The sequence below is a fragment of the Acetobacter oryzoeni genome (assembly GCF_004014775.2).
GTDB classification, from domain to species: Bacteria; Pseudomonadota; Alphaproteobacteria; order Acetobacterales; family Acetobacteraceae; genus Acetobacter; species Acetobacter oryzoeni.
This window is the reverse complement of record NZ_CP042808.1, coordinates 103,560-117,734: the sequence shown is the minus strand read 5'-3', so window position 1 is coordinate 117,734 and position 14,175 is coordinate 103,560. Positions and strand designations below refer to the sequence as shown.

Sequence of the window (14,175 nt, the reverse complement as noted above, 5' to 3'; positions counted from 1 at the left end):
ACAGGCATGAAAGCTTCTTATGTGGCTGAAGCGGCGCAAGAAAGAAAACCGGCGTTTTCTACCTGTTCGTGAACAGAAAGACCCCGCCCGTGGCGTTTTTACACGCCGGGCGCTGCTGTTTATGGCTGTCCAGACTGTGGCCTTGGGGGAGCTAGGCCGCCGCCTATATAAAATCCAGATAGAAGATGGCGACCATTATGCCCGCATGGCTGCCAAAAACCGTATCAGCAAGCGCCTTCTGGCCCCGCCGCGCGGGCGTATTGTAGATCGCTACGGCGTTGCCCTTGCCAATAACAAGGAAAACTGGCGCGCCCTTTTAATGCCCGAAGAAACCACAGATGTGACGGGCACGATTGAACGGTTTTCCAGCATTATTCCGCTAGATGAACGTGATCGCACACGAATCGCGCGTGAAATGCGGCATCAGCGACGCTTCGTGCCCGTCATGCTGCGCGATTTTCTCTCATGGGATGAAATGGCGCGCATTGAACTCAACGCGCCCTCTCTCCCCGGTGTGTTGATTGATGTGGGCACACGCCGCGTTTACCCGGAAGGCGAATTGCTTGCCCACATTATCGGCTATGTCGCCCCGCCTAATGAGAAAGATGTGGCCCGCTCTGCCTTGCTGGCTCTGCCGGGGATGCGCGTAGGCCGCGCAGGTATTGAGCAAAGTCAGGATGACAATCTACGCGGCACAGCTGGATCTGTGGAAATGGAGGTCAACGCCGTTGGGCGTGTGATGTCTGAACTGAACCGCGAAGAAGGCGTGCCAGGTGAAGAAATCAGCCTGACCATAGATCGTGCGCTCCAGCAAAAAGTGCTGAACGCTATAGGGGATCAAACAGCCTCTGCCGTGGTGATGGACTGCCAGAATGGCGAAGTACTTGCCATGGTCAGCACGCCTTCGTTTGATCCCTCACTGTTTGATAGCGGTGTAAGCCACGCGCAGTGGATTGAGTGGACAAACAACCAGCGCACGCCCCTTATCAACAAAGCCGTGGCGGGGGTGTATCCACCGGGCTCTACTTTCAAGCCTGCCGTGGCAATGGCAGCTTTGGAATCCGGCCTTGTTTCCCCCACAGATCGTTTTTTCTGCCCCGGTCACCTAGATGTCGGTGGCACACGTTTTCACTGCTGGTCTCGATGGGGCCATGGATCTGTTGATCTGCATCTGGCGCTTAAATATTCCTGCGACGTTTATTTTTACGAAGTCGCACGCCGTATCGGCATGGAACGCATTGCAGCCACAGCACATAAATTCGGCCTTGGCACGCAGTTGGATATTGAGCTGCCCCACACCCGCACCGGCCTGATTCCTACTCCGGCATGGCGGCAGGCTCACCACCATCACTGGAATGGTGGGGATACAATTGTAAGCGGCATTGGGCAGGGGTTTGTACAGGTTACGCCACTACAACTGGCTACCTATACAGCCCGTATTGCCTCTGGCCGGGCTGTACAGCCCCATCTTGTACGTGCCATTAACGGAGAAATTGGCAAGCAAGTACAACCAGACCACTGGCCCACCCTTGATATGCCAGACAGATATTTGGCAGCCCTGCGCTCTGGCATGTTTGCCGTTATTAACGAACCCCATGGAACAGCCCCCAAGGCACGGTTAGACCTACCCGGCATTACCATGGCTGGCAAAACGGGTTCGGCACAGGTGCGGCGTGTTTCCCGCGCATTGCGTGAAAGCGGGCATTTTAACTCCGCCAATCTGCCGTGGGAGTATCGGCCGCATGCATTGTTTATCTGCTTCGCCCCGTATGATTCCCCACGTTATGCCGTTTCTGTTGTGATCGAACACGGAAACGCAGGCGCTGATGCAGCAGCCCCGCTGGCTCGTACCATCATGCGCGATACTTTACTGCGTGACCCGGTAACACACACCACACCGCCGCCAGAAAGTGTCGCTGATGCAAGCAGCCTGGTAAGTGATCCATGAAGTTTCATAAACGGCTGCTCAGAGCAGAACCCAGCTTCCGCCTTATGTCTAAGCTATGGCGTATCAGTTGGCTTTACATTCTGCTGATCTGCACATTGGCTGGCGTTGGTTACGTTACGCTCTATTCTGCCGGGGGTGGCACACCCTACCCGTTTGCCGCCCCGCAAGCTGCACGCTTTGCTGTGGGCTTGGTGATGATGATTACCATCGCCATGCTGCCGCCGCGTATGCTTATTCATGCAGCAGCACCCATGTATGTGCTCTCACTCATACTGCTGGTAGCGGTGTTGCGTATGGGCCATGTGGGTAAAGGCGCAGAACGTTGGTTGATTATAGGAGGGTTGCAGGTTCAACCCTCAGAATTCGCCAAAATTGCGTTGGTTTTGGCACTTTCTGCATGGTTTTCCCGCATAAGCTATGCCCGAATGGGCAACCCTTTATGGTTAATACCGCCAGCTCTTATCGTGCTTGTACCTGTTAGCCTTGTTCTCAAAGAACCTAACCTTGGCACGGCTGTCATTATTGGGGGTATTGGGGCATCGCTATTTTTTGCTGCCGGAATGCGCCTTTGGCAAATTGTGCTGCTTTTGCTTCCCGTGCCTTCGCTTATCAAGTTTGCATACAACCATCTGCATGATTACCAGCGTGCGCGCATAACCACCTTTTTGCACCCTGAAAATGATCCACTGGGAGCGGGCTACAATATTATCCAGTCCAAAATTGCACTTGGTTCTGGCGGTATGTGGGGGCAGGGTTACCTGCATGGATCACAGGGGCAATTAAACTTCCTGCCCGAAAAACAGACAGACTTCATTTTTACAATGATTGCCGAAGAATGGGGCTTTGTAGGCGCTGCTGCTGTTATCGGGCTGCTGCTCATGATCATTCTGGGCGGCATGATCATGGCTATCCGGTGCCGTAATCGCTTTGGCCGCCTTATTGCCCTTGGCATCAGCATGAACTTCTTTTTTTACTGCTTGGTAAATCTTTCCATGGTGATGGGGGCTATCCCTGTGGGCGGTGTGCCTCTGCCATTGGTCTCTTACGGTGGCTCTGCCATGCTGAATGTCATGCTGGGGTTTGGGCTGCTACTTTCTACCTGGGTTCATCGTGATTCTGTCGATGATGAAGACGAAGAAGACGCCAACAAAGAGCGTATCTGATACTTCTGTTCCCGTAAGTTCATTCCTTATAAAAAAGGCCGCTCTCAATATCAGAGCGGCCTTTTTTAAATTATTTTACGGTCGTGATTATTTAGCACTAGCAGGCTGCGTTACACGCAAGATCCAAAGCTGTGCAATATCATGCGCACCGTTGTCTCCTTCAACGCTACGCAGAGCAGCCAGAGCCTGATCCTTATGGCCAGCATAAAGCTCTGCCAGCCCCAAATGCAGGCGTGCGATATTCACGTCACTTACGCCCTTGCTGATAGCCTTCTGCATAAGTTGCAGACCTTTATCAGCCTGCCCGAAAGTAACGTAATTGTACCCAACCGTCAGCAAATCATCCCCATTGCTGGCGGAAGTAGCTGCCTGTTCATCTGCTGCAATAGAAGCCTTTTTGGAAGCGACAGCCTTTTCAACCATGGCCTTCAAACGGGCCTGACGTGGCGCTTCTGCCCCCTGCCCCAACACACCCGATTGATAGCCCTGGTTCATCAGGTCTAGCGCCAGTTGCGGCGTATTCTGCTGCACGGCAATTTCCGTCATATCCATAAAGTCACGCGCTTGGGAAACATCCCCAACGGCCAAGCGGATACGATAAACATCCAGTTGCAAGGAGGCCGGAATTTTGGTGTTTACAACCAGTTCATGCAGCAATAGCGCCCAGTATTCCTTTTTGGGATAATAGGTTGCCAGCAGAACATACGCGTGGGTTGTGGCCGCAGAATCTTTTAGAGCCGTCGCACTGGCCGCAAGCATTTGCAGTTCAGATTCGGTAGGAGTTTTACCAGCCTTTATGGTGGCATCAGCCTGCTGCTTCACCACCTTGATGGTGTTGGGGTAATCCTTCTGCAGATAGTAGGATTGCGCCAGCAACGTTTCCATCTGGGGGTCAGACCCGGCAGCTTTTAGGTAACGCTGAATATTGGCAATAGCTTTGGGGTAATCCTTGGCTGTATAAGCCATGGTCGCCTCAGATTTCAGCATCTGATTTTTCATAGCCTGTGGCGTGCGCGGGGAAGCAATCAGCTTATCATAAGCCGCTGTTGCGGCAGAAAGATTACCAGCCTGCGTGGCCACGGCTGCGCGCATCTGTGCAATGGTATAATCTTCGTAATCTGTTTTGCCTTTTACGGCATCCGCAGCATTTACTGCATCCATTGCCTTGGCATAATTATGTGCTGCCAGAGCAGACTGCGCGGCTTCCAGTTCTGTCCCAACCTGTTGGCCGAGTTCATCTGCCGCATGTGCAACGGGTTGCATCACAACCCATGCTGTTGTTGCACAAAAAAGGGTACGTAAAAAACGAGAAGCCATTCTCAAAAATCCTCACTTACCGTCAGCGAACTGTTCCTGTCCGACGATTCCGAGTTTTGTGACGCCGAGACGCTGTGCGTCGGCCATGACGTGGATAACGGTCTTGTAGTCAGCCAGACGGTTGGGCTGGAGGTGGAACTCCGGGCGGGAAGCCTCTGGCCCGCTGGCGATCTCACGCAGATGCGCCTGCAGATCGGCCTCGCCATTGATGGGCTGGCCATTCCAGGTCAGCGAGTTGTCAAAGTCCACAACCAGTGTCACCACAGGTGTTTCTTCCGTGCTGGGCGGCGGGTTGCCCTGCGGCAGATCAATCGAGACCGCCTGCGTCTGCAACGGGATGGTGATGATCAGCATGATCAGCAACACCAGCATCACGTCAATCAGCGGCGTGGTGTTGATATCAACAATGCCTTCATCTTCCGTTGTGCTCTCGGAGCCAACATTCATGCCCATGGCCTGTGCTCTCCCCCACAGGATGAGGTGGCGTGCTGCGCCACCCGCCCCTGCCTATTTCGGCTTTTCCGTAATGAAATCGATATGGCTGATGCCCGCTTCCTGACACGTCGCCACCAGACGGCCCACACTCTCATAGCGTGTGGTCACATCTCCGCGGATCTGGATCTGCGGCTGGGGCTTCTGCACCGCCGCCTTCTCCAGCCGGGCCAGAAGATCGGCCCGGTCCCTGATCGGCGTTTCATCCCAGAAGGTCTGACCATCCGCCGTGACTGCCAAAACCACATTGCTCAGCTTGGTCTGGGTTGGCTGGTTCATGTCCTTGGGCAGCTGCACCTTCACGGTATGTGTCGCCACCGGAATGGTGATCAGAAAGATGATCAGCAGCACCAGCATCACATCCACAAGCGGTGTGGTGTTGATGGCGGAGACGACGTCGTCTTCCCCGCCGCTATCGCCAACCTGCATGCCCATAAGCGTTCTCCTTGCCTTGACCTGAGCGATTAGCCGACGCGGTTGGAAACCGTGGCCGTGGTGGGGGAGTTATCCGGGCGCACCACAATCTGATCCACCGCAGCCCCATGACGCACGCCACCGATGAGGATGGACTGCAGGTCAGCAGCAAAGTCACGCACCAGGTCCATGGCCGTCTTGTTGCGGCGCACCAGCAGGTTGTAGCCCAGAACGGCCGGCACCGCGGTGGCCAGACCAATGGCCGTCATGATCAGGGATTCACCCACGGGCCCTGCCACCTTGTCGATGGAAGCCTGACCGGCAATGCCGATGGCTGTCAGCGCGTGATAGATCCCCCACACCGTGCCGAACAGACCGATAAACGGAGAGGTGGAACCCACCGTGCCCAGAAAGGCCAGACCCTTTTGCAGGCTGTTCTGGATGTTGTTGACCGCGCGCTGGATGGACATGCCCGTCCAGCTATGCAGGTCAATGCTTTCCTGCATCGTGCCTTCATGGTGTTCGGCAGCCACAATACCGGTATCGGCGATGTAGCGGAACGGGGATGTGGAAGTGAGTGCGGAAGCACCTTCCTGAATGCTGTGCTTGGTCCAGAAGCTTTTGGTGGCTTCCTTGGCGGCAGCGAACAGGCGGGCCTGCTCGATGAACTTGGTGATCATGATATACCATGTGCCCAGGGACATGGTGAGCATGATCAGCAGCACGCCGCGGGCAATGATATCCCCATTGGACCACAGAGCACCCAGACCGTAGGGGTTGGCTTCTTCCTTGGTGTCTGCTGCAGGTGGCGCCTGTTCGGCCGGGGCGCTGGCAGCAGGTGCAGGCGCTTCTGGCGCCGCAGGGGCTGGGGCTGCATCCGGTGTGGCGGCAGGTGCCGGTGCGGAAGATGGCGCCGCATCAGGAGCCGGGGCCGTGGCTGCGGGTGCGGGTGCTGCGGGCGCGGCATCCTGCGCAAAAGCCGCAACTGGGGCTGCAGTGCTCATCAGCAGCGCCAGAGCCGGAGCCGCAAGACCTGACACAAAAGAACGGGGCAGTCTGGTCATCTTCCTCATAATCCTCATCATCAGGGCCCGATCCGCTACCCTGTTACGCAAACAGATCGGGCAATCCATATTTGTACTACTGGCCAGTATGAAAACTGACCCCGTTTTAGTCATCCAACCTAAATCGGATGACATAGACCTTGTGCAGTTCCTTCACCGGTGCGCCATTGCGCGTGGCCGGACGATAACGGGCCTTGTGCACGTAATCCAACGCAGACTGGGCAAAAGCCTGACCACCAGAGACCGACTGCACATGGCAGTTGCTGGTCATGCCGGAAGCTTCCACATCGCAAATCAAAGTCACGCGGCCTTCGATGTTGTCTTCCTCCATTTCTGGGGGATAGACCGGCTGCACGTTATTTAGCGGTGCAGAACCAGCAGACGTATCTGGTGCATCTGTTGTGCCATCTCCGGCTGCTGCCGCACTGCTTGGCGCAGATGTTGCCGGCGGCGCTGCTGCCGTTTTGGTCTGCGGCGGTGTTGGGTGCTTAGGCGGCGCCTTGGCCACATGCTTGATGGGCGGCTTGGGCGGGGGTGGCACCTTGATCTTGGGCGGCGGAATGTACGGCGGCGGCGGCACAGCCATAACCGGCGGTGGGGGCGGGGGTGGCGGCGGTGGAGGAGGTGGCGGCGGGGGTGGCAACATAACTGTTTTGATAGGCGGATGTGTAACAGGAACACTTGCCGTGGTTCCCATACCGTACATCAGCCCCAGCACGCCCATAAGATGCAGCGCGACAACCACCAACAGGGCAACAACACTGACAACAGCCCCTACCCGGAACGTATATTTCACCGAGCCCGGCTGTTGCTCGTAGTCATTCATATTTGCACGTCCTCCTTTGTCACCCTGCATCGCAACGGATGCTATCGTCTTACCCTTGATACACAGGGCGTTACCGGAGCCTGTTTACCTTGGTATGACAATAGCAGATTGCTGTTCTGCCATACAGGTAACCTTTCCCGACTTTCGATTGGGCAATCTGAGAGGCTTTCTGTCAAGAATGTTCTGTTAATTTCACATTTTCTTTCACAAAGACAATCTGTTCTGGCGTAGGAACAAAATTGCTCTAACACTGAATTTTCTAAGCTTTATCAGTGTTTTTCTGTTTCATGATGCCCGTTCTCACAACAAAAAAGCAGGCCCAAAATGGAACCTGCTTTTTTGTATTTTTGTTTCGATTTAGGAATAAACCATTACTGGGCTGAAGCACTCGCCTCAGATCGCGTCGCCCCTACCCGCATGGCAAGCGCGGCTGCCATAAAGGCATCCAGATCACCATCCAGCACTGCATCCGGGTTGCCGGTTTCTACCCCTGTGCGCAAATCCTTTACCATCTGGTAAGGCGCAAGCACGTAAGAGCGGATCTGATGCCCCCAGCCGATATCCGTTTTGGCAGCTTCTGCCGCTGCGGCCTCGGCTTCGCGCTTCTGCAACTCTGCCTCGTACAAACGTGCACGCAACATCTGCATGGCCGTTGCACGGTTACGGTGCTGAGAACGGTCTGTCTGACAGGCCACAACAATGCCTGTGGGCATATGCGTAATACGGATAGCGGAATCCGTTTTGTTAACGTGCTGCCCACCAGCACCAGATGCCCTAAAGGTATCTACCTTCAGATCTGCGTCATTGATTTCGATTTCAATGGAATCATCAATAACGGGATACACCCAAACAGATGCAAAGGATGTCTGGCGGCGCGCTGCGGCATCAAACGGTGAAATACGCACTAGGCGATGCACACCCGCTTCTGTTTTCAGCCAGCCATAGGCATTGGGGCCGGAAACAAGAATGGTAGCAGATTTCAGGCCCGCCTGTTCCCCTTCCGAGCTTTCCATCAGCGTGACCTTGTAGCCATGCGCCTCTGCCCAGCGGGTGTACATACGCAGCAGCATTTCTGTCCAATCCTGCGCTTCCGTACCCCCGGCACCTGCGTTTACTTCCAGGTAGCAGTCATTGCTGTCCGCTTCCCCAGAAAGCAGGCTTTCTGTTTCACGCCGTTTGGCTTCTTCCGCCAGATCACGCAGCGTGGCCATACCTTCGGCCACTAAATCTGCATCTCCTTCAGCTTCTGCCAGTTCAATCAGTTCGCTGGTGTCGCGCACATTGGTTTCAAGCGCTTCCACACCTTCAATCTGGTTGGCCAGAAGGGTGCGCTCACGCATCATTTTTTGCGCAGCGTCTGAATCATTCCACAGATCGGGATCTTCTGCCCGATTATTCAGTTCAGCGAGTCTTTCCTGGGCGACATCCCAGTTAAAGATGCCTCCTCAGCAGTGCCACTGACTGCTTGATCTGGTCGTTAAGGGCTTCAGTCTCGGCAGACATCAGGCCGATTCTCCATATTTTTCTATCATGTCAAAAAAGACAATGTGGTGTTGGCCCTCAATAAAGGCCACCCATACCAATGTCACCCCCGGCTGGTGCAGAAGGTGCTGCAGAACCAGACGAACCACCATTACCAGAAGGAGCATGCTCTCCAGATTGGCCGCCTCCAGAACCTTCAGCAGCCATATCACTTTCAGAATCAGGCATGTTTTCAGCACCTGTATCTGCGGCTGTCAGTTCCTGTGGGTTTACGTTGCTTGAAAGGTTTGCACTCAGCCCCGGCACCTGCCCTTCCTTAAAGGCATCTATGGCCACGCCCCTGCCCGTATCATACTGCACAAGTGTAATGCCCGCGGGGGGTACAAAATCCTGCCGTGGATAACCATCCAAGGCGGTTTTCATCACCTTGTTCCACAAGGGACCAGCAATGGCGCCCCCAGTTTCATTTTTACCGAGGGACTGAGGCGTATCAAATCCGATCCACACGACAGTTACGATATCTGGAGTATATCCAGCAAACCACGCATCATTAAAGTTCTGGCTGGTGCCGGTTTTGCCCGCAATCGGCACATCTATACCCGTTCCAGCTCGCACACCCGTGCCGCGCCGGATAACATCCTGCAACATGGTGGTAATCTGGAACGCACTTTGGGCGGATGCCACTTGCTGCCGGCTATCATGCAAGGCAGGCACATCATTCTGCCCCGGCATGACAATGGGCTGCTCTACAGAAGCCGGGGTAGGTGTTGGTTTTCCTGCATCTGCGGGTTTCTGATCCGATGGTGCATCGGGGAACACGGCATCAGCCGCTGGTTGGTCTGCCGCCTGCCCACCATTGGTGTTCGTATCAGGTTGTGCGGAAGCTGTGGTCAACGCCAGCCCCTCCGGCCGCCAGATAACGTGGCCTTCACGGTCCTGCACATCGTCCACCAGTGTTGGCGTCACCTTACGCCCACCTGCCGCAAGCGAGGCATAGGCTCCGGCTTCCTTCAGCACTGTGGTTTCCACGGCCCCCAATGCTGCGGGGAGCACATGCGGCATGGAATCCACCAACCCAAGGTTGGTTGCCATATCCGCCACGGTTTTCATGCCCAGATGGGCCGCCAAGCGAATGGTAACCAGATTGCGCGATTCACGCAGGGCATCATGCAGAGTGGTGGGGCCCCAAAAATCTTTTTCATAGTTATTGGGGTGCCATGCTCCGTAAGAAACAGGGGAGTCATCAAACTTCTGGGAAGGGGAAATCCCCTGCTCCATGGCATCCAGATAAACAAATGGCTTGAAAGAAGACCCCGGCTGACGCAGCGCCTGTGTTGCGCGATCAAACTGCGAAGCCTGAAAAGACCACCCACCCACAAGAGCCAGAACCCGGCCCGTGCGTGCATTCATGGTTACAATGGCGCCTTCCACCACAGGCACCTGCATGAGGGCAACGTGCCCACCTTCGGCCTGCGGTTGCACCATCACCACATCACCGGCACGCAATGGCTTAAAGCGTCGTGCCCATGCCATATCCTTGGCCTGCACGACACCTGTACGAGGCTCGCCTCCACTTTGGGACGCATTGTTCCGCCGCACGACGCTGCCTTCAAGCCAGCCCACTTGCCCCTTTGCATCCAGCACAACAGCCAAACGCCACTGGTCAAGCATACCCGCAGGCACCGGAACACCCTGTAAAGCCTGTACCCATTCTGCTGTAGAGGTGGATGTCCCGATATCGGAGAGATGATGCACTGGCCCACGCCAGCCACGATGTGCCCGATCATACGCCATCAGCCCTTGGCGCAAAATATCCTGAGCATTGCGCTGGAGCGGCAGATCCAAACTGGTGTGAACATCCAACCCGCCCTGCATGGTCACGTCTTGGCCGTAACGCTCCATCAACTCGCGGCGCACTTCTTCCGCAAACCATTCTGCACCCGGTGCCGGGCCGGGGCGCGTAAAGCTGCGAGTGGTCAACGGCTGGGCTTCTGCTACGCGCGCGGCATCATGCGTAATGGCCCCAATATCGGCCATACGTTCCAGCACCCAGTTTCTGCGCCCTCGAGCTGCATCGGGGAAGCGTACAGGGTTATAATTAGTGGGAGATTTAGGCAGCGCCGCTAAAAATGCGGCCTCTGCATCATCCAGTTGATCAAGCGGCTTGTTGAAATAGGTCTGGGATGCTGCGGCAATACCATATGCGCCGCTGCCCAGATAAATTTCGTTCAGGTAGATTTCCAGAATCTTGTCTTTGGGCAGAACCTGCTCCACCCGCATGGCCAAAAAGGCTTCCTTAGCCTTACGCCGGAAAGACACCGCGTTGCTGCCCAGCAGCATGATACGCGCCACCTGCTGCGTGATGGTGGATGCCCCAATAGGCCGCTTGCCTTTGCCGCGCGTTAAATCCGTAAGGCCAGCACGCGCAATGGCAACTGGGTCCACCCCTTTGTGTGTCCAGAATTTCTGGTCTTCTGCCGCCACAAATGCATTTTTGACCTTATCGGGCACGGCACTAATAGGCACAAAAATACGCCGCTCATTCGCCAGTTCGGCAATAAGCTGATCATCTCCGGCATAAAGGCGGCTCATGACTGGCGGCTGATAGGAGCGCAAGCCCTCTACCGTAGGCAGATCCGCCACAATCCCTTCGTATTGGGACCACAGCAGAACCACAGCACCCGTGGTGCCAACCAACGCCAACGCAGCCGTTGCCCCAAGCACCTTCCGCCATTGGCGAAAGCGCGGGCGGCGTAGATCGGGCCTGCGATTTTGCGGAGACCTGCCCTGAGAATGGCTGGAAGATGAACCCTGATCACCAGAAGACGGAGCGCTTGTCATACAGGCCCTTTACCATTCTCACACATAATCGTCTGCCCTGTTTGCGCATTGTAATAAAAATCATGGCCGAATTCCGACCACATCTACAAACAGTGCTAACCCAACATGTCACCCAGCAGGCGGGCTGTATAATCCACCACCGGTACAATACGCCCATAATTGATACGGGTGGGGCCAATAACCCCGATAGCCCCTACTATCCGGTTCGCCTCATTACGGGCAGGCGCCATAACAACAGACATACCCGTAGCCCCAAACAACCCGCTTTCTGCACCAATAAAAATGCGCACCCCTTCAGAGTTCTCTACCAACTCCAACAGGCGCAACATGGTTTCCTGCGCTTCCAGCCGGTCAAACAGTGTTTGAATGGCCAGTAGCCTGTCCTGCCCATCTACATCGGCCAATAAACGAGACTGCCCGCGCACAATCAGGGTGCCCCCCAGCCCGTCTCCGCCACCATCCCAAATGGCAAGGCCGCTTTCCACCACCTCTGCTGTAAGACCATTCAGAATACTTCGGTCTTCCGTCATTTCAGAGCTTACGCGCGTGCGTAAATCTGGCAGAGATGCCCCCATGGCCCGTGCATTCAGGTAATTTGCTGCCTCCACCAAGGCAGAAGGCGGCATACCGGGCGGTGTTTCGATAACACGGTTTTCAACATGCCCATCTGCACCCACCAGAATAACCAGTGCGCGATTGCTGCCTAACGCCACAAACTCAATGTGCTTGATGCCACCATCCCCTTTGGGCGCCACCACCAGCCCGGCTGCATCGGACATGCCCGCCAAAAGAGATGAAGCCTCTGTAAGCGTATCTTGCAGTGAGCGCCCTTTGGCCTCCAGCGATTGGCCGATGACCCGCTGGTCTTCTTCCGAGAGCGCGCCAAACTGCAACAGGCCATCTACAAACAGCCGCAACCCTTTTTCTGTAGGCAACCGCCCGGCAGATGTATGGGGGGAAAACAGCAGCCCGGCTTCTGTAAGGGATGCCATGATATTGCGTATTGTGGCCGGAGAAAGCGGCAGCCCAAGCCTGTGAGACACAGTGCGGGAGCCAACGGGTTCCCCACTCGCTACATATTCTTCCACCACTTCACGCAGAATAGCCGCAGACCGCGCATTCAGCCCCGGAGGCAGAGCAGCTTTTACTGGCAGCAAACCACGCTTCATGACACAAGGGCTCCTTCGCATATCCATAAATCCCGGATAGCCTTTATATACCTTATTCGCGCAGTTTTACTGCCGACAAAAGCGCACCATACGCGCCAGACATCTTATTTTACCAAGGAGCTTTCCATGCGCCCTTCAGGCCGCCAGCCAGACCAGATGCGCCCGATTACCATTGAAACAGGCTTTGCCCACCACGCTGAAGGCTCTGCCCTTATTCGCGTTGGCGGCACGGAAGTACTGTGCACTGCCAGCGTAGAAAACCGCGTGCCGCCTTTTTTGCGTGGCAAAGGTACAGGCTGGGTTACGGCAGAATACGGCATGCTACCCCGCGCCACCCACACACGCGGCAACCGCGAAGCTGCCAAGGGCAAACAGTCTGGCCGCACGCAGGAAATCCAGCGCCTTATTGGCCGCTCCCTCCGAGCCGTCACAGATCTGGACGCTCTGGGTGAAATGAGCATTACGCTGGATTGTGATGTGCTGAACGCTGATGGTGGTACGCGCTGCGCTTCCATTACAGGCGCATGGGTGGCGCTGCGTCTGGCTCTTGGCAAACTGGTCGCCACCAATGTACTGCCACGCCTGCCACTGCGCGGGCAGGTTGCTGCCGTTTCCTGCGGGCTGACAACTGAAGGCGCTGTGCTGGATCTGGATTACGTGGAAGATAGCTCTGCTTCTGCTGATACCAACTTTGTGCTGACAGCAGACCGTCGCATTGTGGAAATTCAGGGCACAGCAGAAAGCGCACCATTTACGGAAGATGCGTTTGACAACCTGTTTGCACTCGCACGCAAGGGTGTAACCGAGCTGTTTGAAGCCCAGATGGCTGCCGTGGAAGCTGCAGAAAAAAAGCGCGCATGAACACCATAAAACTGGAGCGTGGCAGCACCCTTGTGCTTGCCACGCACAATGCTGGCAAGCTGGCAGAATTTGCCACTCTGCTGGCTGATTTTGGCATCAAGGTTGTTTCTGCTGGTGAGTTAAACTTGCCAGAGCCAGAAGAAACGGCAACCACCTTTGCAGGCAATGCCGCCATTAAGGCCTTAGCCGCCGCCAAAGCCGCCAACCTGCCCGCACTAGCCGATGATTCTGGGCTATGTGTGGCCGCACTGGATGGCGCACCCGGCATTTATTCTGCGCGCTGGGCTGGCCCGAACAAAGATTTTGCTGGGGCCATGGCGCGTATTGAAAAAGAAATTGGGCAAGGCAAACGCAACGCATGGTTTATTTGCGTGCTGTGTCTGGCTTTGCCTGATGGCCGTACAGAAAGCTTTGAAGGCCGCATAGATGGCCAGATTGTCTGGCCACCACGAGGCACACAGGGCCACGGATATGATCCGATTTTTGCCCCCGATGGCGAAGCCCGCACATTTGCTGAAATGACTGATGCAGAAAAAAACGCCATCAGCCACCGCGCCCGCGCCTTTGAGGCCTTTAAAAACGCGTGCCTGAGCTAAAA

12 protein-coding genes are annotated in these 14,175 nt (G+C 55.6%); 4 read left to right on the top strand and 8 right to left on the bottom strand.

The annotated features are described in order from the left end of the window. Positions 1–19: 19 nt before the first annotated feature. Together mrdA and rodA are read left to right on the top strand one after the other, a co-directional pair. Positions 20–1,948, top strand: a complete 1,929-nt coding sequence (gene mrdA / locus EOV40_RS00590; protein ID WP_003629851.1) for a penicillin-binding protein 2 — start codon at positions 20–22, stop codon at positions 1,946–1,948. Beyond that, positions 1,945–3,111, top strand: a complete 1,167-nt coding sequence (rodA, locus tag EOV40_RS00585; RefSeq protein ID WP_128104743.1) for a rod shape-determining protein RodA — start codon at positions 1,945–1,947, stop codon at positions 3,109–3,111. The genes mrdA and rodA overlap by 4 nt, the downstream gene beginning before the upstream one ends. A gap of 87 nt (positions 3,112–3,198) precedes the next feature. Here rodA and EOV40_RS00580 read toward each other — a convergent pair whose 3' ends face one another. The 8 genes from EOV40_RS00580 to hrcA form a co-directional block, all read right to left on the bottom strand. Continuing rightward, entirely contained in the window at positions 3,199–4,428 is a 1,230-nt protein-coding gene (locus tag EOV40_RS00580; protein WP_128104742.1) for a tetratricopeptide repeat protein, read from the bottom strand. Positions 4,429–4,440: 12 nt separating this feature from the next. Beyond that, positions 4,441–4,881: an ExbD/TolR family protein gene (locus EOV40_RS00575; protein WP_012812288.1), complete on the bottom strand. Its 441-nt coding sequence runs from the start codon at positions 4,879–4,881 to the stop codon at positions 4,441–4,443. A gap of 54 nt (positions 4,882–4,935) precedes the next feature. Next, on the bottom strand, positions 4,936–5,355 hold the full coding sequence (locus EOV40_RS00570) for an ExbD/TolR family protein (RefSeq protein WP_128104741.1): 420 nt from the start codon (positions 5,353–5,355) through the stop codon (positions 4,936–4,938). A 29-nt stretch (positions 5,356–5,384) separates the two neighbouring features. Further along, complete coding sequence (locus EOV40_RS00565) at positions 5,385–6,398, bottom strand: MotA/TolQ/ExbB proton channel family protein (RefSeq protein WP_244296871.1); 1,014 nt, start codon at positions 6,396–6,398, stop codon at positions 5,385–5,387. A 106-nt stretch (positions 6,399–6,504) separates the two neighbouring features. Then, complete coding sequence (locus EOV40_RS00560; RefSeq protein ID WP_012812286.1) at positions 6,505–7,254, bottom strand: energy transducer TonB; 750 nt, start codon at positions 7,252–7,254, stop codon at positions 6,505–6,507. Between the two features lie 341 nt (positions 7,255–7,595). Continuing rightward, positions 7,596–8,727, bottom strand: a protein-coding gene (prfB, locus tag EOV40_RS00555; RefSeq protein ID WP_124296306.1) for a peptide chain release factor 2 whose coding sequence is annotated in 2 segments (ribosomal slippage) — positions 7,596–8,657 and positions 8,659–8,727 — 1,131 coding nt in all. Because the reading frame shifts where the segments join, the coding sequence is not laid out codon by codon here. Positions 8,728–8,784: 57 nt separating this feature from the next. Next, complete coding sequence (locus EOV40_RS00550; RefSeq protein ID WP_128104739.1) at positions 8,785–11,547, bottom strand: penicillin-binding protein 1A; 2,763 nt, start codon at positions 11,545–11,547, stop codon at positions 8,785–8,787. Between the two features lie 95 nt (positions 11,548–11,642). Continuing rightward, positions 11,643–12,743, bottom strand: a complete 1,101-nt coding sequence (gene hrcA, locus EOV40_RS00545) for a heat-inducible transcriptional repressor HrcA (RefSeq protein ID WP_012812285.1) — start codon at positions 12,741–12,743, stop codon at positions 11,643–11,645. Between the two features lie 99 nt (positions 12,744–12,842). On the opposite strand from hrcA, the gene rph reads away from it, so the two are divergent. Further along, positions 12,843–13,577 carry a ribonuclease PH gene (gene rph, locus EOV40_RS00540; RefSeq protein ID WP_050818987.1) on the top strand — a complete coding sequence of 245 codons (735 nt, stop codon included), beginning with the start codon at positions 12,843–12,845 and terminating at the stop codon, positions 13,575–13,577. Continuing rightward, entirely contained in the window at positions 13,574–14,173 is a 600-nt protein-coding gene (rdgB, locus tag EOV40_RS00535) for an RdgB/HAM1 family non-canonical purine NTP pyrophosphatase (RefSeq protein ID WP_128104738.1), read from the top strand. The genes rph and rdgB overlap by 4 nt, the downstream gene beginning before the upstream one ends. Positions 14,174–14,175: the final 2 nt, after the last annotated feature.

Bases quoted from the DNA above. Each gene is read 5' to 3' on its own strand.
- mrdA (WP_003629851.1), top strand. From the start codon at position 20: ATGTGGCTGAAGCGGCGCAAGAAAGAAAACCGGCGTTTTCTACCTGTT.
- rodA (WP_128104743.1), top strand. From the start codon at position 1,945: ATGAAGTTTCATAAACGGCTGCTCAGAGCAGAACCCAGCTTCCGCCTT.
- EOV40_RS00580 (WP_128104742.1), bottom strand. From the start codon at position 4,428: ATGGCTTCTCGTTTTTTACGTACCCTTTTTTGTGCAACAACAGCATGG.
- EOV40_RS00575 (WP_012812288.1), bottom strand. From the start codon at position 4,881: ATGGGCATGAATGTTGGCTCCGAGAGCACAACGGAAGATGAAGGCATT.
- EOV40_RS00570 (WP_128104741.1), bottom strand. From the start codon at position 5,355: ATGGGCATGCAGGTTGGCGATAGCGGCGGGGAAGACGACGTCGTCTCC.
- EOV40_RS00565 (WP_244296871.1), bottom strand. From the start codon at position 6,398: ATGACCAGACTGCCCCGTTCTTTTGTGTCAGGTCTTGCGGCTCCGGCT.
- EOV40_RS00560 (WP_012812286.1), bottom strand. From the start codon at position 7,254: ATGCAGGGTGACAAAGGAGGACGTGCAAATATGAATGACTACGAGCAA.
- EOV40_RS00550 (WP_128104739.1), bottom strand. From the start codon at position 11,547: ATGACAAGCGCTCCGTCTTCTGGTGATCAGGGTTCATCTTCCAGCCAT.
- hrcA (WP_012812285.1), bottom strand. From the start codon at position 12,743: ATGGATATGCGAAGGAGCCCTTGTGTCATGAAGCGTGGTTTGCTGCCA.
- rph (WP_050818987.1), top strand. From the start codon at position 12,843: ATGCGCCCTTCAGGCCGCCAGCCAGACCAGATGCGCCCGATTACCATT.
- rdgB (WP_128104738.1), top strand. From the start codon at position 13,574: ATGAACACCATAAAACTGGAGCGTGGCAGCACCCTTGTGCTTGCCACG.